This is a genomic window from Flavobacterium hungaricum (assembly GCF_015182285.1).
In the GTDB taxonomy this organism is placed as follows: domain Bacteria; phylum Bacteroidota; class Bacteroidia; order Flavobacteriales; family Flavobacteriaceae; genus Flavobacterium; species Flavobacterium hungaricum.
In genome coordinates this window covers 1,626,006-1,651,578 of record NZ_PRDM01000001.1, presented here as the reverse complement: position 1 = coordinate 1,651,578, position 25,573 = coordinate 1,626,006, and the positions used below count along the sequence as shown (strand labels likewise).

At 34.2% G+C, this 25,573-nt stretch carries 32 protein-coding genes; 10 read left to right on the top strand and 22 right to left on the bottom strand.

The window, feature by feature from the left end; genetic code table 11:
* Positions 1–48 precede the first annotated feature (48 nt).
* From C4F50_RS07045 to map, 3 genes are read left to right on the top strand one after another with little or no spacing between them, the layout of a single operon-like run.
* Entirely contained in the window at positions 49–459 is a 411-nt protein-coding gene (locus C4F50_RS07045) for a hypothetical protein (RefSeq protein WP_193845700.1), read from the top strand.
* A 6-nt stretch (positions 460–465) separates the two neighbouring features.
* The gene (locus C4F50_RS07040) at positions 466–1,134 is read left to right on the top strand and encodes a hypothetical protein (protein ID WP_193845699.1); all 669 of its coding nucleotides are present in this window, start codon (positions 466–468) and stop codon (positions 1,132–1,134) included.
* 17 nt (positions 1,135–1,151) lie between these two features.
* Positions 1,152–1,916, top strand: a complete 765-nt coding sequence (map, locus tag C4F50_RS07035; protein ID WP_193845698.1) for a type I methionyl aminopeptidase — start codon at positions 1,152–1,154, stop codon at positions 1,914–1,916.
* 222 nt (positions 1,917–2,138) lie between these two features.
* On the opposite strand, the gene C4F50_RS07030 is transcribed toward map, so the two are convergent.
* Positions 2,139–2,549, bottom strand: coding sequence for a VOC family protein (locus C4F50_RS07030; protein WP_193845697.1), 411 nt, complete (start codon positions 2,547–2,549; stop codon positions 2,139–2,141).
* Between the two features lie 34 nt (positions 2,550–2,583).
* On the bottom strand, positions 2,584–2,964 hold the full coding sequence (locus C4F50_RS07025; protein ID WP_193845696.1) for a hypothetical protein: 381 nt from the start codon (positions 2,962–2,964) through the stop codon (positions 2,584–2,586).
* 49 nt (positions 2,965–3,013) lie between these two features.
* Between C4F50_RS07025 and C4F50_RS07020 the strand changes: the two genes are divergently transcribed.
* From C4F50_RS07020 to C4F50_RS07000, 5 genes are all read left to right on the top strand, one after another.
* The gene (locus C4F50_RS07020; protein WP_193845695.1) at positions 3,014–3,757 is read left to right on the top strand and encodes an XAC2610-related protein; all 744 of its coding nucleotides are present in this window, start codon (positions 3,014–3,016) and stop codon (positions 3,755–3,757) included.
* Between the two features lie 33 nt (positions 3,758–3,790).
* Positions 3,791–4,141 carry a DUF2200 domain-containing protein gene (locus C4F50_RS07015; protein ID WP_193845860.1) on the top strand — a complete coding sequence of 117 codons (351 nt, stop codon included), beginning with the start codon at positions 3,791–3,793 and terminating at the stop codon, positions 4,139–4,141.
* Positions 4,142–4,165: 24 nt separating this feature from the next.
* On the top strand, positions 4,166–4,627 hold the full coding sequence (locus C4F50_RS07010) for a DUF1493 family protein (protein WP_193845694.1): 462 nt from the start codon (positions 4,166–4,168) through the stop codon (positions 4,625–4,627).
* 71 nt (positions 4,628–4,698) lie between these two features.
* The gene (locus tag C4F50_RS07005) at positions 4,699–5,268 is read left to right on the top strand and encodes a Crp/Fnr family transcriptional regulator (protein WP_193845693.1); all 570 of its coding nucleotides are present in this window, start codon (positions 4,699–4,701) and stop codon (positions 5,266–5,268) included.
* Between the two features lie 80 nt (positions 5,269–5,348).
* A complete protein-coding gene (locus C4F50_RS07000; protein WP_193845692.1) occupies positions 5,349–6,086 on the top strand; it encodes an SDR family oxidoreductase in 738 nt (245 codons plus the stop codon).
* A 520-nt stretch (positions 6,087–6,606) separates the two neighbouring features.
* Here C4F50_RS07000 and C4F50_RS06995 read toward each other — a convergent pair.
* From C4F50_RS06995 to C4F50_RS06920, 16 genes are all read right to left on the bottom strand, one after another.
* Entirely contained in the window at positions 6,607–7,521 is a 915-nt protein-coding gene (locus C4F50_RS06995; RefSeq protein WP_193845691.1) for a helix-turn-helix domain-containing protein, read from the bottom strand.
* An 18-nt stretch (positions 7,522–7,539) separates the two neighbouring features.
* Entirely contained in the window at positions 7,540–7,845 is a 306-nt protein-coding gene (locus C4F50_RS06990; RefSeq protein ID WP_193845690.1) for a hypothetical protein, read from the bottom strand.
* A gap of 11 nt (positions 7,846–7,856) precedes the next feature.
* Entirely contained in the window at positions 7,857–8,663 is an 807-nt protein-coding gene (locus C4F50_RS06985; protein WP_193845689.1) for an SDR family oxidoreductase, read from the bottom strand.
* Between the two features lie 370 nt (positions 8,664–9,033).
* Positions 9,034–9,591: a DUF4256 domain-containing protein gene (locus C4F50_RS06980; RefSeq protein WP_193845688.1), complete on the bottom strand. Its 558-nt coding sequence runs from the start codon at positions 9,589–9,591 to the stop codon at positions 9,034–9,036.
* 12 nt (positions 9,592–9,603) lie between these two features.
* Complete coding sequence (locus tag C4F50_RS06975) at positions 9,604–9,984, bottom strand: DoxX family protein (RefSeq protein ID WP_193845687.1); 381 nt, start codon at positions 9,982–9,984, stop codon at positions 9,604–9,606.
* A gap of 6 nt (positions 9,985–9,990) precedes the next feature.
* Positions 9,991–10,458, bottom strand: a complete 468-nt coding sequence (locus C4F50_RS06970) for an SRPBCC domain-containing protein (RefSeq protein WP_193845686.1) — start codon at positions 10,456–10,458, stop codon at positions 9,991–9,993.
* A 6-nt stretch (positions 10,459–10,464) separates the two neighbouring features.
* Positions 10,465–10,782 carry an ArsR/SmtB family transcription factor gene (locus C4F50_RS06965; RefSeq protein ID WP_193845685.1) on the bottom strand — a complete coding sequence of 106 codons (318 nt, stop codon included), beginning with the start codon at positions 10,780–10,782 and terminating at the stop codon, positions 10,465–10,467.
* Between the two features lie 90 nt (positions 10,783–10,872).
* Complete coding sequence (locus C4F50_RS06960) at positions 10,873–12,459, bottom strand: ABC-F family ATP-binding cassette domain-containing protein (protein WP_193845684.1); 1,587 nt, start codon at positions 12,457–12,459, stop codon at positions 10,873–10,875.
* 212 nt (positions 12,460–12,671) lie between these two features.
* On the bottom strand, positions 12,672–13,040 hold the full coding sequence (locus C4F50_RS06955) for a hypothetical protein (RefSeq protein WP_193845683.1): 369 nt from the start codon (positions 13,038–13,040) through the stop codon (positions 12,672–12,674).
* Positions 13,041–13,315: 275 nt separating this feature from the next.
* Complete coding sequence (locus C4F50_RS06950) at positions 13,316–14,248, bottom strand: transglutaminase-like domain-containing protein (protein WP_193845682.1); 933 nt, start codon at positions 14,246–14,248, stop codon at positions 13,316–13,318.
* An 18-nt stretch (positions 14,249–14,266) separates the two neighbouring features.
* On the bottom strand, positions 14,267–15,118 hold the full coding sequence (locus C4F50_RS06945) for a substrate-binding domain-containing protein (protein WP_193845681.1): 852 nt from the start codon (positions 15,116–15,118) through the stop codon (positions 14,267–14,269).
* A gap of 50 nt (positions 15,119–15,168) precedes the next feature.
* Positions 15,169–15,645, bottom strand: coding sequence for a DUF4265 domain-containing protein (locus tag C4F50_RS06940; protein WP_193845680.1), 477 nt, complete (start codon positions 15,643–15,645; stop codon positions 15,169–15,171).
* A 3-nt stretch (positions 15,646–15,648) separates the two neighbouring features.
* Positions 15,649–16,035, bottom strand: a complete 387-nt coding sequence (locus tag C4F50_RS06935) for a VOC family protein (RefSeq protein WP_193845679.1) — start codon at positions 16,033–16,035, stop codon at positions 15,649–15,651.
* 107 nt (positions 16,036–16,142) lie between these two features.
* Complete coding sequence (locus tag C4F50_RS06930) at positions 16,143–17,012, bottom strand: nucleoside phosphorylase (RefSeq protein WP_193845678.1); 870 nt, start codon at positions 17,010–17,012, stop codon at positions 16,143–16,145.
* A gap of 233 nt (positions 17,013–17,245) precedes the next feature.
* Complete coding sequence (locus C4F50_RS06925; protein WP_193845677.1) at positions 17,246–17,578, bottom strand: translation initiation factor; 333 nt, start codon at positions 17,576–17,578, stop codon at positions 17,246–17,248.
* A gap of 111 nt (positions 17,579–17,689) precedes the next feature.
* Positions 17,690–18,640 (bottom strand): isopenicillin N synthase family dioxygenase, encoded by a 951-nt coding sequence (locus tag C4F50_RS06920; RefSeq protein ID WP_193845676.1) that lies wholly within the window; start codon positions 18,638–18,640, stop codon positions 17,690–17,692.
* Positions 18,641–18,827: 187 nt separating this feature from the next.
* Between C4F50_RS06920 and C4F50_RS06915 the strand changes: the two genes are divergently transcribed.
* The gene (locus tag C4F50_RS06915; RefSeq protein ID WP_193845675.1) at positions 18,828–20,804 is read left to right on the top strand and encodes an alpha-ketoacid dehydrogenase subunit alpha/beta; all 1,977 of its coding nucleotides are present in this window, start codon (positions 18,828–18,830) and stop codon (positions 20,802–20,804) included.
* A gap of 301 nt (positions 20,805–21,105) precedes the next feature.
* The gene (locus C4F50_RS06910) at positions 21,106–22,848 is read left to right on the top strand and encodes a DUF885 domain-containing protein (RefSeq protein WP_193845674.1); all 1,743 of its coding nucleotides are present in this window, start codon (positions 21,106–21,108) and stop codon (positions 22,846–22,848) included.
* A 59-nt stretch (positions 22,849–22,907) separates the two neighbouring features.
* Here the strand turns inward: C4F50_RS06910 and C4F50_RS06905 are convergent, their stop codons facing one another.
* The 4 genes from C4F50_RS06905 to C4F50_RS06890 all read right to left on the bottom strand — a co-directional run bounded on the left by C4F50_RS06905 (position 22,908) and on the right by C4F50_RS06890 (position 25,569).
* Positions 22,908–23,879, bottom strand: coding sequence for a quinone oxidoreductase family protein (locus C4F50_RS06905; protein WP_193845673.1), 972 nt, complete (start codon positions 23,877–23,879; stop codon positions 22,908–22,910).
* A 115-nt stretch (positions 23,880–23,994) separates the two neighbouring features.
* Positions 23,995–24,567, bottom strand: a complete 573-nt coding sequence (locus C4F50_RS06900) for a Crp/Fnr family transcriptional regulator (protein WP_193845672.1) — start codon at positions 24,565–24,567, stop codon at positions 23,995–23,997.
* Between the two features lie 8 nt (positions 24,568–24,575).
* Positions 24,576–25,142 carry an ankyrin repeat domain-containing protein gene (locus C4F50_RS06895; protein WP_193845671.1) on the bottom strand — a complete coding sequence of 189 codons (567 nt, stop codon included), beginning with the start codon at positions 25,140–25,142 and terminating at the stop codon, positions 24,576–24,578.
* A 19-nt stretch (positions 25,143–25,161) separates the two neighbouring features.
* On the bottom strand, positions 25,162–25,569 hold the full coding sequence (locus C4F50_RS06890) for a glyoxalase (protein WP_193845670.1): 408 nt from the start codon (positions 25,567–25,569) through the stop codon (positions 25,162–25,164).
* Between the last annotated feature and the right edge of the window lie 4 nt (positions 25,570–25,573).

Sequence of the window (25,573 nt, the reverse complement as noted above, 5' to 3'; positions counted from 1 at the left end):
GATCGCTGTCAAAAAAAAGTTATTTTAGCTATTAGAAAAAAATATAAAATGAGCAATTTTAGATACAGTATCTGCGAACCCGCCAACCCAAAAATTATCGAACAAGGGAAAATTGACGCCGCTGCAATAGTGACAATATTCGATACTTTTCCTTGGAAACAATACCTAGAGGAAACAGAACGCTTAAAAGAGGTTTATTTTTCTCCTTCTATTCAATTTGAAAATTTATCCAATAAAAATGGAATAACGGTTTCTGCCATCGGAAAACCAGACAAATACGAGTTTTATATTTTTTACAAAAGACCCAAAACAAAGAAAACCTGGTTCGGATTAAGCTCAAAATTAGATCATAATTATATGTCTGAACTTTGGAACCAAAATGAAAACCAAACAACTGAAATTCTAAAAGCTTTAGCAGACAATAATTTGAGTTTTTTGGAAGAGAAATTTAGCAGATAAATAAAAATGAAAAACAAAATTGTAAAACTACGTTCTAAATTAGAACGAAATAAAATTTTCTTTGAAACTTTCGCAGCAACTGTTTTAATCTTAGCTAGTATTTATGTTTCTGTTCAAGCGAATAATATATCTAATATTCAAACAGAAATTATGAAGTTAGAAAATACTCCGAAGATTGAAATTAGAACCACAATATCACAAAAGGACTCTGTAACAACTAAGTGGCAAATATTTAATCATAACAGTAAAATTTCAAATTTTGAATTGGAACAGCAATTTTCATTCTTAAGTATAAGAAAAAGAGATGAGACACAAGAAAAAGAGATTCCATTGATGGAATATATTAATGGAATCGGTAATTTTTCTGGGCAGAATGAAGGTCTTATAGCTGAATATGATAATGGATATTATTCTCAAAATGAAAAAATTATTCAAAAAGAACTAGAAAATTACTGTTTTATTCAAGTAAGATGTTTTATTGAAATATCATTTGAGGATGTATTAGATAAGCAAACTAAATATTACCAAATAACACCAATGATTAAAGAAATATCAGAAAAAGATTGGGAGCTTATAAAAAAAGATTTTAGTATGAAAACAGATAAAAAAGATAGAACAATTAATTTAGCACATGATATTGAATCTAATATCCAAAAAATAAAAAATTACAACTAGCTTAAAAATAAAAAATCATGTCAATTACAACAGAATCCGAATTAATCGGAATGCAGGAAATAAGTCAAGCCGTAGCTTTTACGTTAAAAGAAATGAGAAAATTTGCGCAGCCAGGCATTTCAACCAAACAACTAGACGATTACGGAGGGGAGATACTGAATGATCTTGGAGCTAAATCGGCGCCCTATCTTACCTACGGTTTTCCGGGATGGACCTGCATTAGCGTTGATAATGAATTTTGCCACGGAATTCCGTCTGAAAAGAGAATTCTTAAAGAAGGGGATTTGATCAATATCGATGTTTCGGCAGAATTAAACGGATTTTGGTCTGATAACGGCGGTTCGTTCGTAATTGGAGAAGATGTAAACGAACATCAAAAACTAGTTGAAGCTTCTAAAGAAATACTGCATAAAGCGATTCACAACATAAAAGGCGGCGTACGTATTTCGGACATTGGTTTTATAATGGAAACCGAAGCTAAAAAAAGAGGTTACAAAGTCATTAAAAATCTTACGGGACATGGAGTAGGGAGAAGCCTGCACGAAGCACCGCACGAAATCGCGAACTACAGAGACCGATTTAACCAAACCCGATTTAAGAAAAATTCTGTGGTTGCTATAGAAACGTTTATTTCGACAACTTCTACGTACGCAGAAACTTTGCAAGACGGCTGGACAATGGTTGGAAATAAAGGCGGCTTTATGGCGCAGCACGAACATACGATTGTGGTTACAGAAGGCAAGCCTATTATTTTGACCGAAATGAACGGAATCTGGAATTAGGGAAAAGTTGGAAGTTAAAGGTTAGAAGTTAGAAGTTAGGAGTTAGGAGTTAGGAGTTAGGAGTTAAAAGTTAGGAGGTAGAAGTTATAAGTTAAACGGCCTGCTTAACCCATAACCCATAACTCTTAACTCTTAACTCTTAACTCTTAACCCTTAACCCTTAACTCTTAACTCTTAACCCATAACTCTTAACCCTTAACCCATAACTCATAACCCAAAACCTCACATTGGTTCCCAAAGTTCAATTTTATTACCGTCATTGTCCAAAATATGAACGAATTTGCCGTAGTCGTACGTTTCGACAGCATCTAGAACCGTTACGCCATTTTGTTTTAACTGTTCTACAAGACCTTCAATATTTTGCACACGGTAATTAATCATGAATTCTTTTTTTGAAGGCGAGAAGTATTGATCGTCTTTCTTGAACGGACTCCATTGCAGTGATTCTATTTCATCGGGATTATCGAGTTTTCTCGATTCAAAAGTCGAACCCCAATCGTTGGTTTCAAGTCCTAAATTTTTAGCGTACCAATCTCTGGTTTCTTTAGGATCATTTGTAAAAAAGAAAATACCGCCGATTCCCGTTACTTTTGGCGTATTATTATCGGAATTGTTATTGGTTAGATCTGACATATTATTTCAAATTTAAATAATTGATTTACTGCAACTAAGGTAAATTATTTTCTTGTAGAATTTCATTTTTATATTCCTCCAGCAATTCATAAAATAAATTGATCGAATCCAAATGTTGTTCCTGGGTAATTTGCAATGCAAAAACATGCTCCCAAATTACAGTTTCAGGATTAATCCCCAGACTAGAAGCTAAAATCATATTGGCCCAGCCCGCAGTAGATTCGTAATAACCCAATTTACGCGCAGTCCAATCAAAAAAAGGTTCGACTTGAGATTCGGTTGCTATTTTATTTTCGACCAAAGCAACATGATAACCCGAAATAAAAATTTTTATATTTTTAAGTGTTGCCTCACCAATAAACATAGCAGGACGTTTTTCTATCGCTTTTAGTAAATTATAACATTCTAATATCATTTTCGGTGTTGAATTATTTTATAATTTTAAACCAAATTAAAATATATAAATGAGAAACGGTCTATTCCTTATTATTTTTCTTTCGATGATAAGCTGCATCGATAAAAAAGCAGAAATCAAAAACTCTGAAATTGTCAAAACCGATGTGACTAAAAAGCCTTCAGAACAGGAAAATAAGCAAAAAATAACCGAATCAAAAGAAATACATTCCTATACAGAAACTTTTGCAGACAGTACCAAAATTGCTTTTCCAGGAAAATATAAAATAGAAATTACACAAACGGAAGTTGATACGCTGATAACGGTTTATTTCAAACTTTTTCAGAAAGCAGACAATAAATGGAAGCTTATTCAAAATGATGCTTTGAGAAAAGAAAGTGAGATTCCGCTGCTTACAGAAATTAAAGATTTTAATAATGACGGTTTAAATGATTTTACAATTCATTATGATGCTGCAGCCCGAGGAGCAAATGATATTCGAAAATTGTTTATTTTTTCTAAAAAAGAGAATCAATTTATAGAAATAAAAAATTCAGACAATTATCCCAATCTTGCATACAACGAAAAATTAAATTGTATTGATGCTTTAAGCGTTTACGCAGGTTCTACAACTACATTTTTAAAACTCAGCAAAAATACGCTTACTGAATTTGCCAGAGTCGATATTATGGACGGGCAGGTTGAAAGTTTTGTAATTAAAAATAATAAAGAAACAAAAATATATTCTGGAGCATACACGGGATCTAGCGATGAGATGATTCGATTTAGTAATTATAATCCATTAGAAGAATAGAAATTTAACTGATTCTAAAAAATATTCAATATGATGAACAATGAAAGAGTATACAAACTTTTGTTTTCGAGTGTGTATCCGTTATACATTCAGAAGGTAGAAAAAAAGGAACGAACGACAGCAGAATTAGACGAAGTAATCTTTTGGCTTACAGGTTACAATGCAGAACAGCTTAAAGCGCAAATTGAAAAGAAAGTAACTTTTGAAACCTTCTTTGAAGAAGCTCCAAAACTAAATCCGAATGCGTCAAAAATCACGGGCGTAATCTGCGGCTATCGCGTAGAAGAAATCGAAGATCCACTGATGCAGAAAATTCGTTATCTGGATAAATTGATTGATGAACTGGCAAAAGGCAAGAAAATGGAGAAGATTTTGAGAGTTTAATTTTTTTTTTAAAATTAAATATAGATGAAGCAAGAAAAAGAGATTGAATTTGCAAAGTTAAGATTTGCTTACAGTACAGTAAAAAAATTTCTAGAGAAGGAAGCAAGAGAAGATATAGACAGCTTAAAAGTTAAGATTGCAGAAGATTTAAGTTTCTATGGGGATGATAATTACGATCTGCTGATCAGATTTGTAGAAAAATTCGAATTGGATTATTCTAATTTTAAGTATGACGAACATTTTCATTCAGAGGCAGAAGTTGCAAATCCAGCATTTATCCTTATCAATCTTTTGAAATTATCAGTTTGGATACCGCTTAAAACAATTGAATTGTTGAGTTTTAATAATATAAAAATCAATAAACCTTCATTTTCAAGCCCTGAAAGAAAAGTTACAGACATGACATTCAAAGATTTACTTACTTGGTATATTGAAGGAGAATACGCAAATTCTAAAGAAATTAAATACAAGATTAAAACAGCATAATTGTTTTGCTCTCTATATCTTTTTTGCCAAATGACAAATTTTCGATAAAAACTTATCCCTAACTTTCCCGCATGAAAGAACTAGTAAATTTTATATTGCAATACGGCAATTTAAATCAGCAGCAAATTGATTTAATTACAAGCAAAGCCTCAGAATTGGAGCTTCCTAAAGACGAATATTTCTCTGAAGCAGGAAAAATTTCTACGCAAGTTGGTTTTGTTTTAGACGGCGTTATGCGCGTTTGTTATTACGACAATAAAGGCGAAGAAATCACCAAATATTTTATTGATGAAAAAAATCTTGTCGTTGATTTAGAAAGTTTTCAAAACAGTATCTGTTCTTCTGCATATGTTCAGGCGGTTACAGATTGTAAACTTTTAGTTTTTTCGAAACACGATTGGGAAGAACTTCTCAATACAATTGTAGGCTGGGATGCTATCGTACATAAAATCATTGCAAGAGCTTTGATGCAGAAAATAGAAAGAAGAAGTCCGCTGGTTTCAGAAGACGCTACAACACGTTATTTATCTTTTATGGAGAAATACCCGAAAATCCTCAATCGAATTCCGCTTTCTTATTTGGCTTCTTATTTAGGAATCACCCAATCTTCTTTAAGCCGTATTAGAAAAAATATCCGCTAAAATCGCTTTTTGCCAAATGGCAAATGTTTTCATTTTTTATCGCTGCAACTTTGCAGTATAAAATTTAAATAAGATACAAAATGAAAACAGCATTAATAACAGGGGCAAATAGAAGTATAGGTTTAGAAACGGCAAAACAACTTTCTAAAAAAGGATTTTTTGTTTATCTGGGAACGCGTGATCTTGCTAAAGGTGAAGACGTGGTAAATCAATTGTCAAAAGACGGATTTGAAAATATCCAAGCCATTCAGATTGATGTTACGAATCCAGAAAGTATTCTGGCAGCCAAAAATATCGTAGAAAAAGAACAAGGAAAATTAGATGTTTTAATCAATAATGCGGGCATTTTGGGCGCTTTGCCACAAGAAGCTTCAATTGCCAATATTGACGGAATCAGAGAAACATTTGACACCAATTTCTTTGGCGTAATCAACGTTACACAGGCTTTTATCGATTTGCTTAAAAAATCAGAAAGCCCAAGAATCAGCAATATTACATCTGGTTTGGGTTCGCTTACTTTGCACAGTGATCCGACATGGAAATATCACAGTATCAAGGCTATTTCGTATGTTTCTTCAAAAGCAGCTTTAAATGCTTTTACCATCACATTGGCTTACGAATTGAGAGATTTACCTTTTAAAGTAAATTCGATTGACCCAGGTTACACCGCAACCGATTTCAACCATCACAGCGGCCCTCAAAGCGTAGAAAGCGCAGCAAGTTTTATCGTTAAACATACTGATACAGATGAAAACGGACCAACTGGAAAATTCTTTAGTCCTGATATTGAGAACGAAAGCGAAGAAAGTCCGTGGTAATCAAAATTTATATTTAAAAGCAAACCTCCAAAGTCAAATGATTTTGGAGGTTTTGTTTTTTTTTATCTATAGTAAGCTCCGGAGGAGCTGTATATTTATAGCAAAAAATCAATTTGAGAATCAAGCTCCAGCGGAGCGAAATTATATTGTTTTTACAAATATTTCACCCCGCTGGGGCTTTTCTACCTTGGTTATTGAATTTCTATAAATATTGTGCCCCGCTGGGGCTTTTGCTAATTTTAATTAAACGCGACAGATTTTAGAAATCTGGTGGGTTTCTTGTTTATGTTGTCAGACAAAAAACGAAAACATTCTTATGAAAATGTTAGCCCTAGCCCCGATAGAAGTGGAAATTCTTTTTTGTTTTTTCTTTAAAATAAAAAAGATTGTAACGGATTGCTTCGCCTATTCACTCTTTCAGGCTCGGGTGCAGGATTAGCTCCTGAAAAAAGATTTGGTTTTATAATAGCAATCAAAATGACAAAAAAACGCAAACCTTAACTTACTATACCAAAATATTTTAATTTTTATGAAACGCCTGCTGAAATTCTACAGGCGTTGAATGAGTCTTTTTCTTGAATAATTTATTAAAAGACTGCGGATGTTCAAAACCTAATTTATAAGCAATTTCAGAAATTGAAAAAGTACCTTTTGCAAGGTATTCTTTCGCTTTTTCAATCAATTTATCATGAATGAACTGCTGTGTATTTTGTCCGCTTACATTCCGCAGCAAATCGCTTAAATATCTTGGCGAAAGATTTAATTCTTCTGCAGCAAAAGCCACGGTTGGAATACCGTTTAAAAGCGCTTTTTCATCATTAAAATAATTATTTAAAAGATTTTCCAGCTTTGCCAAAACATCGTTGTTAACTGCTTTTCTGGTAATGAACTGGCGATTATAGAAACGATTGCTGTAATTCAGCAGGAGTTCAATCTGCGCAATCATTACGTCTTGGCTGAAATTATCAATACGTTCATTCAATTCATTTTGAATGTTTTTATAAACGTCCAAAATGGTTTCTTTTTCCTTTTCAGACAAATACAAACCCTCAGAAGCCGTATAGCCAAAAAATCCGTATTGTTTTATAGTAGTATTTAAAGCATAAGGACGAATAAAATCGGGATGAATGTGCAGTGACATACCGCTGTAATCGGCCTCTTCTTCCTGCATTTTTAAAACCTGTCCGGGAGCGACAAAAGACATACCGCCTTCTTCAAAATCATAAAAACCGTGGCCGTATTTTATTTTTCCGTTAAAAGCAGTTTTAAAAGAAATTTTATAGAAATCCAGAATAATTCCGTTCTCAAAATCCTTCGGATCAAAAACAGCTTCACCATAATTGATGATACTAATGAGCGGATGCATTGGTTTGGGCTGTCCCATCGCTTTGTGCAGTTCAGAAAGGGTATGAAATACTTGAGGCTGATTTTTCATTTTAATTCATTTATAGCTTTACAAACTTACGAAATGTTCTATTGGCGCAATATTCCAGCTTACGGTACTTTGATCAATCATATCGTGAACAACCGAATCGCTGAGCTCGCTCATGAGTAAATGCATGGCAGCTGTTCCTTCTTCTACGCTGTCCCACAAAAGCATATCGTAAACAACGCCGCGCTTTAATTCGAAAATTGTCCTGCTGCGAAAACCTTTCTGACGTTTCAAAAAAACATCAATTTCGCCATTAGCATCGATAAACTGCTGCGTTGTAAATCCTTTTAACTTAAATGTAGTAAGTTCTATAGCTTGATTTTTCATTTGGATTAAAATTAAAAAGTAAACATTGCTTTTATGTTCTCAACTTGCGCTTCGGCTCCAGTGCTAATACGCTCCTTATACAACGCATTGGCATCATTTCCGGCGATATATCGTAATTGTTTTTTACCATCTGTTGCTGCTTCATAGACAATCTGCGCAACATCTTCGACTTTTGTATAATTCGCCAATTGTTCTGCACTGTAACCTTTGCTCACTTCTGCGGTTAATTTGGCATAAGCTTCATGCTGGCCGACTTCCATAGAACGAACGGCAAAATCGGTCTGCATACCGCCCGGCGCAATAACTTTTACCTGAACTCCAAACTGAACTAATTCTGAAGCCAGACTTTCAGAAAAACCATCTACGGCAAATTTTGTGGCGCTGTAAACAGAACAAGTCGGAAAACCCATAAAGCCGAAAGTAGAAGTGATGTTTAAAAATAATCCGTTTTTCTTGTCACGAAAGTGAGGTGTAAAAGCTTTAGACACTCGGATAACGCCCAGCAAATTGGTTTCGATCTGACGGAAAATCTGCTCGTCTGTCAAAGATTCTAACGCGCCGATTAAACCATAACCGGCGTTGTTTAAAACCACATCTACCGAATAATCAGCCGTAACGTTTTGGATCGTTTCGATAATTTGGTCTGCATTTGTGACGTCCAGTTTAAGTAAAACGATGTTTTCTAATAGATTTAATTCGGTTTCTTTTTCTGGGTTTCGCATGGTAGCTATTACCTGCCAGCCTTTGCTGTGAAATAATTTAGCTGTAGCTTTTCCTAAACCTGTAGATGCTCCTGTAATAAAGATTGTCTTTTGCATTTTTTATTGTTTTAAAATTATAATGCAAAGTTGTGCAGAAAGGAGAGGAGCGAATTAGTCATTTTGGAAGATCTATGAGCCAAAATGACGAAGTTTTATTGTTTTGTTATTTTCAAGGAGCTATTCCCGCACCCGAGCCTGAAAGAGTGAATAGGCGAAGCAATTCGTTATAATCTTTTTACAGACGAAATTGCATGTAATGACAGCACAATTAAAATTCCAGAGGAATTAAATATTTATAGCTTTAATTACACAACACCCTAAGAGCTCCAGCGGAGCGGCATATTTTATTATATATGCCGCTCCGCTGGAGCTCTTTACAATGAAACTAATTATCTCTATAAATATTTCGTCCCGCTGAAACTTTAAATTAAACTCTCAATATTCCTCTAAAACCTCTCGCGGCATAATAAGAATCTGCACCGTTATGATACACAAAAACAGTATTATAACGAAAATCTGAAAAAACAGCACCGCCCAGTTTTCTAATTTCAGACGGCGTTTTGATCCAGCTGGAGGTTTTAGCATCAAACTTTCCTAGTTTCTGCAATTCTCGGTATTGGGTTTCGTCCAGAATTTCAATTCCCATTTCTTCCGCCATATTAATGGCACTGTTGGCAGGTTTGTTTTCTTTTCTTTTTTCCAGCGCTTCATGATCGTAACAAATACTTCTGCGTCCTTTTGGGCTTTCTGCGGCACAATCAACGAACAGATATTCATTTTTATTTTTATCATAGCCAATCACGTCGGGTTCGCCTTCAGTTCTTTCCATTTCGTCAAGCGATCTTAATTTTGAAGTATTTGCTTTAAGCTTTTCTTCAACTTTATCCCATTTTATGTCTTTGTGACGAGACATATTTTTCTCAAAACGAATTTCTAAGATTTTTAGTAATTCTTCCTGTTGTTCTATTGTCAATTCTTTTTTCATTTTCCAATTTTTTTAATTAACAGAAATAACTTTTCTGCTTTCTGGTCTAAAATACCAGGAAACAATAGTAAGTACAATTAATAGAGCAGGGCCAAAAAGCGCTTTTGCATCGTCTCCAGAAGCCAAATGCGAAACCACTGCGCCAGACATTGCAAAGAAAAAACCAGCATAAGCCCATTCTTTTAATAACCCAAATTTAGGAATCAATATTGCGATAACACCCAAAATTTTCCAAATTCCTAAAAGTGGCAGAAAGTAAAGCGGATATCTTAAATGATTCATCATATCAACCTCTTCTTTGATCTGCAGAATTTGTACAATTCCAGTAGCAGTCATCCCTAATGCCAGCCAAAGCGTAGCAATCCAATAAATAATTTTGTTTCGTTTTGTCATGATTACTTATTTTAGTTTTTTTACAATTTCTTCTAGTCGGTTGTGCGCCATATTTAAACCTTGAGCAAACGGCAGTTTTAACTGTGTTAATCTATGTTCGATAGATTTATAAATAATCTGCATGGTCAATTTGCTGGTGTCTTCAGTTAATTTTTCGAATTCCAGAAACTCTAACTGTGGTGCAAAAAGAATATTTTCCATTTCAAAAGTGCGTACTATTTTTTCGTTTGGTACAAAATCATGAATAACACCACTTGCTTTAAAAACTACATTTCCGTTTGGATCGCTGGTTTCAAATGCCCAGCTGCCGTGTTTTTTATTTTCAAGTTTCAAAACTTTTGTTCCCATCCACTGCGAAACAATTTCTGGATCTTCATAAGCTTTAAAAAGTAATTCTAGCGGAAGATCAAATTCTCTGGTAATTACAAGATCCTGCTTACCTTCTTCTGCAATGATTTTTGTCTTTCTTTCCATATTATTTTACTTTTTATAGTTTTTCATAATCGATTCTAATTTGTTGAAACGATCGTCCCACATTTTTCTGAAAGGCTCTATAAAATTGTCGATTTCTTTCATCTTTTGTGGATTTAAATGGTAATAAATTTCACGTCCGTTTTGAGTCTGGCTTAATAATTCACATTCACTTAAGATCTGTATGTGTTTTGAAATGGTCTGCCTTGATGACTCAAAATTTTCTGCAATAGCCCCCGGCGTCATCGACTGAACGGCCACTAAACTTAATATAGCACGACGAGTAGGGTCGGCTATAGCCTGAAAAACATCTCTTCTAATTTCCATTATGCAGTTATTTGACTGCAAATATAATGAAGTCATTTGACTGCGCAAAGTTTTAAACTAAAATTCAATAAAAAAAATTAGAATTTCTTCTTAAAGCAATATATTTTTATTGATGTGAATGCTGTCCAGAAAATTCATATCATGAGAAACAACAATCAACGTACCTTCATATTCGTTAATGGCTGCCGTAAGAATTTCGATATTCTGAATATCCAGATTGTTTGTGGGTTCATCCAGAATAATTACTTCAGGAGCCTCGTTACTAATCGTTAAGCAGCACAACATCAGGCGCATTCTTTCGCCGCCGCTTAATGCGTTACAGGGTTTGTCCCAGTCTTTTTGTGAAAACAGAAACCGGCTGAGCCTCATTTTAATCTCATGTTCTTCTAAACCAGTATCATTAAAGCTTTCTGCCTGTTCATAAATTTTGAGACGATTGTCCAGCAAAGAATAATCTTGATCAATATAAATTGTTTTTTTGATCGCTGAGTGTACATTTCCTTCTGTAGGATGTAATTTTTGAAGGATTATAGTAATCAAAGTCGTTTTTCCAGAACCATTTAAACCTTTAATAACCAAACGATCACCGCTGACAATCTCAAAACTAAGATTCTCTTTCCAAATCGAATGATGATTATACTTATAATTGATGTTTGCCGCTTTAAAAATTACTTTTCCTTTATGAAAACTACTGTTATTAAAACCAAATTTCATCTGATCAAAAGAAGAGATTGAAGAACGTAACTCGCGCAAATCATCTGTGATTCCGCTGATTTTTTCTGCGTGCACGTCTTTTACTTTCGAAGTGCTATTTTCGGCCTTATTTCGCATTGTGTTCATCATAATTCTGGCAACACCCGATTTCTCTTGTTTCTTTTTACCTCTGGCGTCCAGTTTTTGCTGGCGTTCTATAGTTTCACGCTCTTTTTCTTTGGCTTTTCGCAATGCTTTTTCTTTGCTTTGCAAATCGTTTTCCAAAGCATTGTTTTCTATTTTTTTCTGTTCGCTGTAAAAATCATAATTACCGCCATAAGCAGCAATCCCATTCTGGGTCATTTCTAAAACTTTATTTAAGCAATTTAACAAAGTTCTGTCGTGGCTGACCAGCAATACTGTACTCGACGTATTTTGAATAAAATCATACAATAATTCCCGTCCCGCAAAGTCTAAATGATTACTCGGTTCGTCAAGCAGCACCAAGTCTGGCTGATGAATCATAATTCCGGCCAGAAAAACTTTTGTTTTCTGGCCTCCGCTTAACGTATTCATTTTTTGGTTCCAATCTAAATCTGCGAGCTGCCAATGCAAAAGAGCTTCGCGGCATCGGTCTTCAATAGACCAATCATCATTTAAGATTTCAAGATTTTCTTCCGTAACAATACCTTCAAGTATTTCTTGAAGTGCGTTTAGTTTTTCTTTTATTTGTAAGGCTTCGGCAATTGTAAATTCATTAAACTGACCATATAACTGAGGCACAAAATAGGCTTTCGAGTTTTGAATAAGCTGTCCTGAAAAAGGTTTTAGTTCACCAGCAATAATTTTAAGCAAAGTTGATTTTCCAACTCCATTGTTTCCTACCAATGCCGTTTTATCTTGTTTATTTATAGTAAAACTGATGTTTTTAAACAACATGTTTTTATTCTCATGCAGGTATGAGGTATTTTGAAGAATAAGCATAATTTCTTTCTTTTGAGATAAATAAATGGAGTCCCGCCAATTTGCAGTTACTCGCTAAAATGTCCGAAAGAAATTATTTTTCACATACTCTTATTGTGTTTTGAAGTGCTGCAAAGATACTTATTTTGTTTGCAAATAAAAAAACCATTCTCTGTTTCTACAAAGAATGGCTTGTATATATTTTGATAGGTTCAATTGTTTGTATTATTTTTTTAGATTTTATCTAGGGTTAACTTAACTTCTTTGGTATCTAAAACTAGTTTGTCTGAAGATATGGTACTTTCACAAGGGTAAGGCGTACCAGTTTCATCTTTAATAACCAGACTTTTGCCTCCTTTTGTCAGCGCATAAGTACCATCTGTTATTTCACGCAGTAAAAAACCAGTAACATGTCCGTCTTCAGTAAAAGTAAGCATCCCGTTGGTTAGAATTACATTTTTTGCAGAATCTGTAAGTGGTATTTTGGCTTCTACAGCGCTTACTTTCCATGAATTCACCAGTTTGTTTCTTTTATTATGACATGAAATCATAAATACGACAGCAATTGCAATTACGAAAGTAAATAATTTAGAGTTTCTCATGATTTTGTGATTAAAAGTTAAACTAGGAAAAGATACAAAAAAAATCAATATTAAATTATTAGTAATCAAATAATTGTAGATTCTGGGTTCTGGATTTTAGATTTTAGAATGTAGATTGTAGATTTTAGTCCCGATCCCGAAACCTCGGGAGGGAATAGATTTTGGATTGTTGAATATCGATTTTACATTAGGATCTTACATTACAGATTTTATTCTTTAAATTCTACAATCTAAAATCTACAATCTACATTCTAAAATCTAAAATCTAAAAAAAACTAGTTAAGCGTTAAGGCTCCTAAAATCTCTTCGTACATAAAAGGGCCTCCGGGATATGTGGCAGTGTAATCCAGGTTCATCCAGACCTGACCGCGTTCGTCTATGTGGTAGTGTATTTTTTTACCCGAACTTTCTTTTACAAAAAGTACATTCTTAATCAGGTAATTAACTTTTTCAAGATCAATCATCGAACCAATTAAAATTTCTGGATAAATATGGCCTTTGGTATGGATAAGTCTCGGAGTACCGCCAATAGAACGAATGGCGGCAGCCATTAAAATAGAATGGTCGTCGCAGTCGCCAGAGAAATAATCTAAAGACTCGCTGGCAGTAGCAATGTAATCGCCGTCTTTGGGATCGTTTACGTAATTCCAACGTCCGTTAATCTCTTTAAAGACCGCAAAGCACTGAATGATGGTTCTATAATCAGAATAGCCTCTAATGCCTTTAAAATGCTTTGTAGTAGCCATAATGGCAAAATTTCGAACTCTAGGGTTCTGGTATTCTATGGCATTTATAATTTTTGATTTATTTGGAAATGGAAGCAGTTTGGCGACTACAATATCCTGCGGAAAAGGATTATCCGACATGGTATAAATCATGGAATTATAGTCTTCCGAAATTTCGCTGAAACCATAATTTCCGATAACACTTCCGTAAAACAAAACCAAAATATATACCGCAATACAAAGTATAATGATCGTTCTGAGATACATTAACAAAAAGAAGATGGCCGCAAATACGAAAATAAAAATAAAGATGCGGTCTAAATTAAACGGCCATTCGAGGTCTATTAAATTTTGATGCAGTATAATGAATATCGGAATGGTAACTAAAAGACTCAACAGCATAATAATAATCCTGTCCCAAGGCGATTTAACCTGTAGTTTGGATTTTAAGCGGGGAAAGTCAATTTTAGGGAATTTCATCATACAAGTCAAAAAGCAGGATTATACTGCTTTTACGGTTTCTACAAAAATACTTTTTTTATCAATAATTCCGAGATCAAATAATTGATTTTGTATTTTATCAAAAGCTTTTTCTGTAAGATTTTTTTGTGACCATTGTGTCAGCTGCAGCCATTCCTGAATATCTTCGGCTTTTTGATTAAAAAGTTCGGCTAATGTCTTATCAATTTCTGGAATTTCTTTAAAATCTACAGTTGTTTTATTGATGATTTCCAATATTTTTTCTACCGTTTTGGCGTTTTTCTTTAAAAAATCTTCACGAACAGCGATCACAAATGACGGCCAAGGAGTAGGGCAGTCGCCAATACGTCTAAAAATACCGCGATCAACCAATGGTTTGGTCATAAAACGCTCCCACATAAAATAGTCGGCTTTTTTTGCCGTCAAAGCTTCTACTGCTCCATCAATAGTGTTCACAATTTCAAATTCCAGATCATCCGTTTCCCAGCCTTGTTCATTCGCATTTACATAAGCCATTAATTGCGAGCCTGAACCAATTCTCGAAATAGCTGCTTTTTTATTTTTAAGATCTTTTAAAGTTTGATAATCTGATTTTGCGTCTACATGAATTCCCCAAATCAAAGGAGACTGCACATAAATCTGCACAATTTTGCTAGAGTTTCCGGCTGCAATATCTTTTAGAATTCCTTCGGTTAAAATAACGGCTAAATCGGTTTCTCCATCGCGAAGCATCTGACACATTTTTCCAGTTCCTTCAGGAATATCTTTCCATTGCAAATCGATGTTTTCGGCTTTAAATTCACCATTTTCAAGGCATAAATGCCATGGCAGGTTGAAGTGTTCCGGAACACCCGCAATTTTTACAGTTTTCATTAAGTTGTTGTTTAAGTTAAGTTGTTTGGTATGCGTATTCTTATTTGTTTTTAATTTTTTAATAAATCTGCCCTGTGTTTTTCTGAAAGACACGGCTCGGCAAACTCAATGATTTCTTGTGCTTCGTACTCGCTTAGAAGACTTCTTACCTGCGAATAATCAACATCTTTTACAATTTCTGCAGCAAAAAAGGTTGTATTCAAGGCTTCAGAAACACAATTAATTTCTTTTAATTGTTCTCTTATAATTTCTATATCAAAATCCTTTTCTAAAACCGCAATCTGTACGATCGAATTTCCAGAATTCTGAATTGTTTTTTTATGCATGAATTTCCCCTCAGTTTCATCATATTCGGCATAAAAAATATCATCCGTTGCAATCAAAGGTCCGAAAAAAGGAATGTTATCCAATTTAAAAAGTCCTTTTTCTAAATCTATTATTTCTGCCCACATGGTTTCAGAAACTACCTCGTCAAGATAATCGCTGAAGTATTTAAAGAGTATTTTTTTATGAGTTTCCTGCTCCATTATCTAATTTAATTTTGCTGCCTTTAAAGGCGATATTACAATGCGATACCCATCTGGATCCTGAATCATTTTTCCGTTTTCGTTCCAGTAAGGGTTAATTGCAGTTATTATTGAAATATTACTATCTATGATTTTATCTATCAAATAATTATAATCTAAAATTGTTTTAGGATAAAGCACTATAATATCATCTTCATCAAATTTATGAGCCGCTTTTACTTTCGATTTTGTAAACTCAAAATTCCAGTCTAAACCCGATTTTCCAATAAAAATTCCGTCGTAATTATCGTGTTTTTCAAAACCTCCCAGCTTTTCAAAACCAAGAACATTGACATAAAAATCTTCAATTTTTTTCAAATCATTAGTATGTCTTGCGACTCTTAAAAACATAGTTTAAGATTTTAAATTATCTCATTTTCTAATTTATAATTATCAAATTCCAATTATCAAATTCCCTAATTATCTAATTGTCTAATTATCTAATTATAATTCCCCAATTATCTAGCCGCCAATTTATCCAGTGTATAAGCAATCAATTCGTCAACCGCTTTGTACGGATCTGAGCTGAAAGTTCCAGAAGCACGATTTGCGATTATAGCATTCAGCGACAAAGCATTATGCCCTAAAAGTGCCGAAAGCCCATAAATTGCTGCCGTTTCCATCTCTAAATTAGTGATTTTTGTGTCATTAAAACTAAAATTATCCATTTTATTGTTTAATTCTTCGTCTTGAATGTTTAAACGCAATACACGCCCTTGAGGTCCATAAAATCCCCCAGCTGTAGCGGTAATTCCTTTATGAATTCTATCAGACTCAATTAGCTTTTCTAGCTTTTCAGAACATGCCGTTACGTAAGGTTTTCCTTTTTTAGGATCCCAATTGGTGTGTTGTACAAAAGCATCTTCCATTTCTGTAATCGATACGTTATCGATCAAATAGGAGCGAAGCATATTATCCAATCCTAAACCGAATTTAGACAAAACAAAACTATCAACGGGGATATTCTCCTGCAAAGATCCAGAAGTCCCGATTCTGATAATGTTTAATGAAGTTAATTCTTCTTTGGGCTGACGGGTTTCTAAGTCAATATTTACCAAAGCATCTAATTCGTTGATTACAATATCAATATTATCAGGACCAATTCCGGTTGACATTACAGAAATTCTTTTTCCTTTGTAAATTCCCGTTTGTGTTTTAAATTCTCTTTTTTGAGTAGAATATTCAATCGAATCAAAAAACTGAGTGATTTTTTCTACTCTGTTTTGATCACCGACAAATATAATATCGTGTGCAATATGTTCTGGACGCAGGTTTAAGTGGTAAACGCTTCCGTCTGGGTTAAGTATTAATTCTGATGATTGGATCATTTCTTTCTTTTAAAGGTTCAAAGAGGCAAAGATACTAAGGTTCTGAGGTTTCATAAAAACTGCTTAAATCCAGATAAAGATTTGCAGACTTTTTGTTTTTACTCAACTTCATTTTTTAAAATCTTAGCGGACTTTGCAATTATTTTTTGCATTTTTAATCTATATTCTATCTCGTCCCGAGGTTTCGGGATCAGGACTAAAATCTAAAATCTAAATTCTAAAATCTAAAATTCTCAACCTCCTACACGTTTGGTTTTAAATCCTTTTTCTTTTAAAATCGCCATAATTTTGTCTCGGTAATCACCTTGAATGATAATGGAATCATCTTTAAAAGTACCGCCGACACTTAATTTGGTTTTAATTTCTTTGGCAAGGATTTTAAAATCTTCATCAGATCCTTCGTAACCTTCAATAATAGTGGTTGCTTTTCCTTTTCGTTTTTCAAATTTGCAGATCATCGGCTCTTTTTGAACATAGAGTACATGTTCTTGTTCCTGAACTTCTTCAGGCTCATTTGATTCTACGTGATCTGGAAATAAATTCTTTAATTGATCTTTAAAGTCCATAGTGTTTTTATGCTAAAAAAAATTCCAACCATAAAAGTATTTAAAAATTAAATTCCAAACTCCAATAAAAGCTTGGAATTTGGAATTTTAATTCTGGAATTTATTTAAGTTTTATTTTTTAATTAAACCCAATTCTACTAAACGTTCGTGTAAAAACTCTCCAGCAGAAATGTCTTCATATTTCTTAGGGTTTTCTTCGTCTATACAGTTTTCAAGACAATCCAAACGCATATCGCTTACAGGATGCATGAAAAACGGAATTGAATAACGAGATGTTCCCCATAATTCTCTCGGCGGATTTACTACTTGGTGAATCGTCGATTTCAATTTGTTGTTGGTATGTCTTGATAACATATCCCCAACATTGATTACCAATTCATCATCTGCAGCAATAGCATCAATCCATTCGCCGTCATGATTTTGAACTTGTAATCCTTTACCTTGAGCCCCCATCAATAAAGTAATTAAATTGATGTCTCCGTGAGCTGCTGCGCGGATAGCGTTTTCTGGCTCAGAAGTAATCGGAGGGTAGTGGATTGGTCTTAAAATAGAGTTTCCTTCTTTTGCATATTCATCAAAATAAAATTCATCAAGACCTAAGTGCAAAGCCAAAGCTCTTAACACATAAACCCCGGTTTTTTCTAATTTTTGATACGCATCTTTACCTACTGCATTAAAACGAGGTAATTCGGTAACTTCTACGTTGTCTGGATACTGAGAAGCCCATTTTGAATCTTTGTCAACATATTGACCAAAGTGCCAAAATTCCTTTAAATCTCCTTCTTTACGTCCTTTAGCATGTTCTTTTCCAAAAGAAACATAGCCTCTTTGGCCGCCAATTCCAGGAATTTCATATTTATGCTTGGTTTCTATTGGCAAGGCGAAAAAGTTTCTTATTTCACCATAAAGTTCGTTTACCAATTGATCATCAAGAAAATGACCTTTTAAGGCTACGAAGCCAATGTTTTCAAATGCACTGCCGATTTCATTTACAAATTTTTGTTTACGTTCCGGGTTGTCCGAAAGGAAATCACGTAAGTCTACACTAGGAATGTTTTGCATACTTTACATTTTTATTTAAAGAAGAAAGGCGTCATAAAAGCCTTTCGTTAACAAAGGTAGAGAATATTTTATAAAATTTTATTTAATATCCGGCATTAATAATTACAAAAAATAAAATTATATGCGGCAAGAATCTTTAAGATTATTCTAATTTGTTATATTTGAAACACTAAAATAATAAAAATAAATGATTTTTTACAGACAAAACCTAACCGATAATCAATTATTAGATTTATATAAAAAACTGCTGAAACCGCGTTTGATCGAAGAAAAGATGCTCATCCTGATTCGACAAGGAAAAGTTTCTAAATGGTTTTCTGGAATAGGACAGGAGGCTATTTCGGTGGGAATTACAACCGCGCTTAACCAATCAGAATACATCTTGCCAATGCATCGTAATCTGGGAGTTTTTACAACCAGAGACATTCCGCTGCACCGCTTATTTTCGCAATGGCAGGGAAAAGCAAGCGGTTTTACTAAAGGAAGAGACCGCAGTTTTCATTTCGGAACTCAGGACTATAATATAATAGGAATGATTTCGCATCTGGGACCGCAGTTAGGAATTGCTGACGGAATTGCATTGGCTGATAAACTCAAGCAAAATAAAAAGGTTACGGCTGTTTTTACAGGCGAAGGCGCCACAAGTGAAGGTGATTTTCATGAAGCACTTAATATTGCGGCAGTCTGGCAGCTTCCCGTTATGTTTGTAATCGAAAATAACGGCTACGGACTTTCGACTCCTACTAACGAGCAATATTACTGCGAAAATCTTGCCGACAAAGGAATAGGTTACGGAATTGAGAGCTATATTCTTGACGGAAATAATATATTAGAAGTATATAATAAGATACAGAAATTAAAAGAGGAAATGCAGGAGAACCCGCATCCGGTTTTATTAGAATTTAAAACTTTCAGGATGCGCGGACACGAAGAGGCGAGCGGTACAAAGTATGTGCCGGATGAATTAATGAAGCAGTGGGCATTGAGAGATCCTGTAAATAATTACAAAGATTATTTGATTGAAAATAAAATTCTCACGGAGGAACAGGATCAGCAGTGGAAAGAAGAAATCAAGAGAGAAATTGATGAAAATTTAGCCATTGCTAATGAAGAACCAGAGATTGTTCCGACTTACAGCGGAGAACTAAATGATGTATATAAACCTTTTGAATATGAAGAATATACTCATGGCGAAGAAGTTAAAAATTGCCGCTTTATCGATGCCATCAGAAATGGTTTAGAACAGTCTATGTGGCGCCATAAAAACTTAGTTATTATGGGGCAGGATATTGCTGAGTACGGCGGTGCTTTTAAAATAACAGAAGGTTTTGTGGATGCTTTTGGAAAAGACCGCGTTCGTAATACGCCTATCTGCGAGAGCGCTGTAGTGTCTACCGCAATGGGATTATCGATAAACAAGTATAAAGCAATTGTAGAAATGCAGTTTGCCGATTTTGTTTCTACAGGTTTTAATCCGATTGTGAATCTTTTGGCAAAATCGCATTACCGCTGGGGCGAAAATGCCGATGTTGTAGTAAGAATGCCTTGCGGAGGCGGTACACAAGCCGGACCTTTTCACTCGCAGACCAATGAAGCTTGGTTTACCAAAACTCCAGGTTTAAAAGTCGTTTATCCGGCATTTCCTTACGATGCAAAAGGACTTTTAAATACTTCGATATTAGATCCGAATCCGGTTTTATTCTTCGAACATAAATTATTATACAGAAGTATCTATCAAGATGTTCCAACAGATTATTATACTATTCCTTTAGGAAAAGCGGCTTTAATAAAAGAAGGAAAATCTGTTACCATTATTTCATTTGGTGCTCCTGTACATTGGGCATTAGAAACTCTGGCGCAAAATCCAGAAATTGACGCTGACTTAATTGATTTAAGAACGCTGCAGCCTTTAGATACAGAGACTATTTTTGCTTCGGTTAAGAAAACAGGAAAAGCGATTATTTATCAGGAAGATACTTTGTTTGGTGGTATTGCCAGCGATATTTCGGCTTTGATTATGGAAAATTGTTTTGAATATCTGGATGCTCCTGTAAAAAGAGTTGCGAGTTTAGATTCTCCGATTCCGTTTACAAAAGTGCTGGAGGACCAATTTTTACCAAGAGACCGATTTGAAGTTGCATTAAAAGAATTATTAGAATATTAATTTAAGAGCTGGATAAAATTTAACGTGGATTATACGGATTCGTTATCAAGAAAATGCGGATTTACACAGATTTTTTTGAATTCTGTATTTAAAATATATTAATCCGCTCTTTTGTGAAAGAAGTTCGGTTGTATTTTTTAATATTTCAAAACAAAATTATACGCTGAAAATGAAATCCGTTTAGCTGCGTTTTTGTATAACGAATCCGCTTAATCCGTCTCAACAATATATTTTTATAGAATTAATAAGCAAAACTTTAATATTATTCTAATCAAAAAAACTATACATTAAAAACTTAATTATGAAAAAACTCTGCGTTCCGTTTTTTGCGATTTTCCTTTTGGTTTCTTGCAATAAAAACGCTAAATCTGCTGAAGATCTTGACTTAAACAAAAAGTTTGACGGCTACAAAGACCAATTTGTAAATTCTTTATGGAAAACCTATCCAGGCTGGGCTTCTGGAGTTGGATTTCACAAATACGACAGTATTCTTCTGGTTCCAAACAGCGAAGAAGATCAAAAACAGCTTGATTTTGCTAACGCTCAATTAGATTCTTTAAAAGCATACAGCATTGATAATTTGTCGAATAAAAACAAGACTGATTATTATATGATCAAAAATCAACTTGACGGAATTATTTTCAGCATTAAAGAATTAAAATCTTCTCAATGGAATCCTGCCGAATATAATGTATGCGGTGCATTTGCAGAACTATTAAACGGAAATTATGACAGCTTAGAAGTTCGTTTAAAAGCTTTTGATGCCAAAATGAACAATATTCCTGCTTATTATGAAGCCGCTAAACAAAATATTAAAAATCCTACTGTAGAGCATACAGAATTGGCTATAGCGCAAAATCTTGGCGGTTCTACTGTTTTTCAGGATGATTTAAAAATTGCTTTAGAAAAAAGTAAATTAAGCAAAACCGAAAAAGAAGCTATTTTAAGCAAAGCAGCGGTTTCTGTAAAAGCAATTACGGATTATGCAGACTGGCTTAAAAAATTAGAAAACAAAACGCCGCGTTCTTTTAGATTAGGAAACGCATTGTATGCTAAAAAATTCGACTGCGACATTCAATCAGGTTATTCTGCAGACGAAATTTACAAAATTGCGGTTGATCACAAGAAAGACCTGCACGATAAAATGTTTGTTTTAGCAGATAAACTTTGGACAAAATACAAAGGAAACGCAGTAAAACCAACAGATAAATTAGAATTGATCAAACAAGTTATTGATGTAATTTCGTTAAAACATACTACTCCTGATAAATTTCAATCTGAAATTGAAAAACAAATCCCAGAATTGACAGCCTATGTAAAAGCAAAAGATTTATTGTACATCGATCCTTCAAAACCTTTGGTTGTGCGCAAAGAACCGGCTTATATGGCGGGAGTTGCAGGTGCGTCTATTTCTGCGCCAGGGCCTTATGATAAAAATGCGAACACGTATTATAATGTTGGAAGCATGTCGGGCTGGACAAAAGAAAATGCCGAAAGTTATCTAAGAGAATACAATGATTATATTCTGCAGATTTTAAATATTCACGAAGCAATTCCGGGACATTATACACAGTTAGTATACAGCAATCAATCGCCAAGTATTATCAAATCTATTTTAGGAAACGGCGCTATGATTGAAGGCTGGGCAGTTTATGCAGAAAAAATGATGCTGGAAAGCGGTTATAAAAACTCTGACGAAATGTGGCTGATGTATTATAAATGGAATTTAAGAACTACTTGCAACACTATCTTAGACATCAGCGTTCATACCAAAAACATGTCTAAAGAAGATGCTATTAGTCTTTTGACTAAAGAAGCTTTTCAGCAGCAAGCAGAAGCAGACGGAAAATGGAAACGCGCTACTTTATCTCAAGTGCAGTTATGTTCTTATTTTACAGGTTATACCGAAATTTACAATTTGAGAGAAGAACTTAAAAAGAAACAAGGCGATAAATTCAATTTAAAACAATTTCACGAGAAATTCTTAAGTTTTGGAAGCGCTCCGGTTAAGTATATCAAGGAATTGATGTTGAACCAAGAGTAGTTTCTGGATTTTTAAATAAAAAAGAAGGTTTGACTTAAAAAATCAAACCTTCTTTTTTTTTATATCATTACAACCAGTCTTTTCCCATCCGAAACTTCGGCGTTCCAAATTTTTTCAATATCCGGCAAATTCACTTTCTCAATATTTATTTTTAATCTGTTTTGAGAAGCCAAAAGAAACATTTCGGGCAGTATTTCTGAAAATAATAATTTTACTTCTTCTTTTGTCCAGCTGCCTAAACCTGATCCCGACAATTGAAGATCAACACTTCTCAAAATTTGTGCTGACAATTGGATGGTATCTCCCGACATAGAACCTACAGAAACGTATCGGGTTTTAGGAGTAAAATTTCCATTTCCCTTTAAAACAGAAAGAATAAGCTCGGCCGAATGTCCCCACAAATAATCTAAAACAATATCGATTGGGGTATTTTTATGGATTTCTTTCAGCTGCAAAATAAAATCTTCATCACTTTGTTTTAAAGGAACAATTTCATCAGCGCCCAATTCTAAAAGGCTTTGAAGCGTTTTTTCGTTTCTTCCTGTGACAATTATTCTTTTGGCTCCGTAATGTTTAGCAATCTGAATCGCCATCTGACCCGTAAAACCAGTTGCTCCATTTATCAAAACAGTTTCTCCCTCTTTTATACCGGCTCTAAAACGAAGTGCCATTGCAGATCCGGCAACTGCATTGGGCATTGTCGCGGCGACGGCATCATCAATTCCCTCTGGCAATAACACCATTCTGTTTTTCTCGACCAAAGCTTTTTCTGCAATGGTTCCAGAAATACCGCGCGCATAAACTCTGATTCCGTTTTCTAAAACTCCAACAGCGTCACTGCCAATTATTGTTCCGTTTTGATTGTCATTTTCTGAAGAATAATGTGCTCCGCTGGCAATTCCTTTGTCCAGGTTGGTAATTGCCACGGCTTTTACAGAAATTAAAACTTCGTTCTCGTTGGATACGCTTGGTGCTGCAAAATCTGCATATTTTGGCAATTCGCCTTTTTTATAAACTACTGCTGCTTTCATAATTATTAAATTTTATGAAGCAAAATTAAAGACGCGTTTATGGGCAGGCGATAACATTTGTTATTAAATGAAATAAACGAGATTTTTTACGACTTATACTAAAGTTTATAAGTATTTATTTCTGTAATAATTTGCTTTTAATACGGCTTAAATGAACGGTGGTTACACCAAGATAAGAAGCGATATAATGCTGCGGCACTCTCTGAACAATTTGAGGCTTTTCTTCAATCAAGCTTTGGTAACGCTGGGCAGGTGTGTCTTTTATAAAAGAGAAAAAATGTTTCATATAATCAAATGTCCTTTGGAAAAGCATATCGATCAATCGATCTCTTAATTCTGGTATTTCCTTTACTTCTTCGAGTATAGTATCTACATCTTCTTTGTGAATCCACCATAAAATAGAAGGTTCGATTGTTTCTATAAAAACCGGACTCGGAAATTTTTTTATAAAACTTTCGATAGAAGAAACGCTTTGATTTTCGAAAAAAAACTGGGAAGTCAAATCTTTTCCATTGTGATTAAACCAAACACGAATACAGCCTTTTTCGATAACAAAAAGCTTTTTTGAAATTTCTCCTTCTTCTAAAAGAGTTGTTTTGGCAGGAACTTCAATTCGATTAAAACAACCAATGTATTCGTTCCATTTTTCATCTGTTAAAGGAAAATTATTTCGAAATTTATCAAACATTTCAACTATTATTTTACTGCTCCATACTTTAGAAGCAATTTTACTTTTGCTGCATCTCCATTCGTTTCTGCCAATTCTAAAGCAGTCATTTGATCAATTCTTCTCTTTAAATTCGGATTTGCTTTGTTTTTCAAAAGACAATTTAAAACTTCAATTGATCCAAAACTAGAAGCACTCATTAAGGCTGTATAACCATTCTCTAAAGATGCATTTGGATCTGCTCCGTGATCAATTAGCAATTGAATCGTTTTTTCATTGTCTTCACTTGCTGCTCGAATCATATAATCATTAATATTTTTCACTTTGCCTGTCGACAAAATTTTTTCTGCAGCTAAATTGTTATTCATAAACAAAGCAACATCTAATACCGTTAATTCCCAACCAGTATTTTCGCCTTTTGCAATAAAATTCACATCTGCATTCCGATTAATTAATTCAATCAATTCTTCGCTGTCATTATTGTAAACGGCATGCATAAGCGGCGACCAATATTCTTTTTCATCATCCCATTTTTCCTTATCGCGTATACTGCAAGAACTTAGAAAAATAAAAATGAAAAAACAAATAATTTTCATTAGTGTTTTCAATATAAAATTATTTCAAATCAGATGCTACTTCAAACAACTGCACCTGATTTTTCAATCGCTCAATAACCAAATTCATCATGCGCTTGTTTAAATTGGAGGAGTTCTGAATATACGTATCGTATTCGTCAATAGTAAACAAAGCCATTACAATTCCTTTTAAGGAGTTTCTGAATTTTATATCTTTTTGAATGGAGTTTTCAATAGCCTGGAGTTTCTTTTCTGTAGAATACGAATAAAAATCTCGTTTGTTTTTGTTGATGTAATTCATAAAAACTGCTAGGAACAAATCGTTCTGAAGTTTTAAAATAGGCCGGATCGTTTGGTTTTGAAAGATCTCATCTGGAGAAGATTGAGTACTTACAGTTCCTAAAGTTTCGCCTCTGAATTCTTTTAAAAAAGTATCTCTATCTTTCATGTGG

Bases quoted from the DNA above. Each gene is read 5' to 3' on its own strand.
- C4F50_RS07045 (WP_193845700.1), top strand. From the start codon at position 49: ATGAGCAATTTTAGATACAGTATCTGCGAACCCGCCAACCCAAAAATT.
- C4F50_RS07040 (WP_193845699.1), top strand. From the start codon at position 466: ATGAAAAACAAAATTGTAAAACTACGTTCTAAATTAGAACGAAATAAA.
- map (WP_193845698.1), top strand. From the start codon at position 1,152: ATGTCAATTACAACAGAATCCGAATTAATCGGAATGCAGGAAATAAGT.
- C4F50_RS07030 (WP_193845697.1), bottom strand. From the start codon at position 2,549: ATGTCAGATCTAACCAATAACAATTCCGATAATAATACGCCAAAAGTA.
- C4F50_RS07025 (WP_193845696.1), bottom strand. From the start codon at position 2,964: ATGATATTAGAATGTTATAATTTACTAAAAGCGATAGAAAAACGTCCT.
- C4F50_RS07020 (WP_193845695.1), top strand. From the start codon at position 3,014: ATGAGAAACGGTCTATTCCTTATTATTTTTCTTTCGATGATAAGCTGC.
- C4F50_RS07015 (WP_193845860.1), top strand. From the start codon at position 3,791: ATGAACAATGAAAGAGTATACAAACTTTTGTTTTCGAGTGTGTATCCG.
- C4F50_RS07010 (WP_193845694.1), top strand. From the start codon at position 4,166: ATGAAGCAAGAAAAAGAGATTGAATTTGCAAAGTTAAGATTTGCTTAC.
- C4F50_RS07005 (WP_193845693.1), top strand. From the start codon at position 4,699: ATGAAAGAACTAGTAAATTTTATATTGCAATACGGCAATTTAAATCAG.
- C4F50_RS07000 (WP_193845692.1), top strand. From the start codon at position 5,349: ATGAAAACAGCATTAATAACAGGGGCAAATAGAAGTATAGGTTTAGAA.
- C4F50_RS06995 (WP_193845691.1), bottom strand. From the start codon at position 7,521: ATGAAAAATCAGCCTCAAGTATTTCATACCCTTTCTGAACTGCACAAA.
- C4F50_RS06990 (WP_193845690.1), bottom strand. From the start codon at position 7,845: ATGAAAAATCAAGCTATAGAACTTACTACATTTAAGTTAAAAGGATTT.
- C4F50_RS06985 (WP_193845689.1), bottom strand. From the start codon at position 8,663: ATGCAAAAGACAATCTTTATTACAGGAGCATCTACAGGTTTAGGAAAA.
- C4F50_RS06980 (WP_193845688.1), bottom strand. From the start codon at position 9,591: ATGAAAAAAGAATTGACAATAGAACAACAGGAAGAATTACTAAAAATC.
- C4F50_RS06975 (WP_193845687.1), bottom strand. From the start codon at position 9,984: ATGACAAAACGAAACAAAATTATTTATTGGATTGCTACGCTTTGGCTG.
- C4F50_RS06970 (WP_193845686.1), bottom strand. From the start codon at position 10,458: ATGGAAAGAAAGACAAAAATCATTGCAGAAGAAGGTAAGCAGGATCTT.
- C4F50_RS06965 (WP_193845685.1), bottom strand. From the start codon at position 10,782: ATGGAAATTAGAAGAGATGTTTTTCAGGCTATAGCCGACCCTACTCGT.
- C4F50_RS06960 (WP_193845684.1), bottom strand. From the start codon at position 12,459: ATGCTTATTCTTCAAAATACCTCATACCTGCATGAGAATAAAAACATG.
- C4F50_RS06955 (WP_193845683.1), bottom strand. From the start codon at position 13,040: ATGAGAAACTCTAAATTATTTACTTTCGTAATTGCAATTGCTGTCGTA.
- C4F50_RS06950 (WP_193845682.1), bottom strand. From the start codon at position 14,248: ATGATGAAATTCCCTAAAATTGACTTTCCCCGCTTAAAATCCAAACTA.
- C4F50_RS06945 (WP_193845681.1), bottom strand. From the start codon at position 15,118: ATGAAAACTGTAAAAATTGCGGGTGTTCCGGAACACTTCAACCTGCCA.
- C4F50_RS06940 (WP_193845680.1), bottom strand. From the start codon at position 15,645: ATGGAGCAGGAAACTCATAAAAAAATACTCTTTAAATACTTCAGCGAT.
- C4F50_RS06935 (WP_193845679.1), bottom strand. From the start codon at position 16,035: ATGTTTTTAAGAGTCGCAAGACATACTAATGATTTGAAAAAAATTGAA.
- C4F50_RS06930 (WP_193845678.1), bottom strand. From the start codon at position 17,012: ATGATCCAATCATCAGAATTAATACTTAACCCAGACGGAAGCGTTTAC.
- C4F50_RS06925 (WP_193845677.1), bottom strand. From the start codon at position 17,578: ATGGACTTTAAAGATCAATTAAAGAATTTATTTCCAGATCACGTAGAA.
- C4F50_RS06920 (WP_193845676.1), bottom strand. From the start codon at position 18,640: ATGCAAAACATTCCTAGTGTAGACTTACGTGATTTCCTTTCGGACAAC.
- C4F50_RS06915 (WP_193845675.1), top strand. From the start codon at position 18,828: ATGATTTTTTACAGACAAAACCTAACCGATAATCAATTATTAGATTTA.
- C4F50_RS06910 (WP_193845674.1), top strand. From the start codon at position 21,106: ATGAAAAAACTCTGCGTTCCGTTTTTTGCGATTTTCCTTTTGGTTTCT.
- C4F50_RS06905 (WP_193845673.1), bottom strand. From the start codon at position 23,879: ATGAAAGCAGCAGTAGTTTATAAAAAAGGCGAATTGCCAAAATATGCA.
- C4F50_RS06900 (WP_193845672.1), bottom strand. From the start codon at position 24,567: ATGTTTGATAAATTTCGAAATAATTTTCCTTTAACAGATGAAAAATGG.
- C4F50_RS06895 (WP_193845671.1), bottom strand. From the start codon at position 25,142: ATGAAAATTATTTGTTTTTTCATTTTTATTTTTCTAAGTTCTTGCAGT.
- C4F50_RS06890 (WP_193845670.1), bottom strand. From the start codon at position 25,569: ATGAAAGATAGAGATACTTTTTTAAAAGAATTCAGAGGCGAAACTTTA.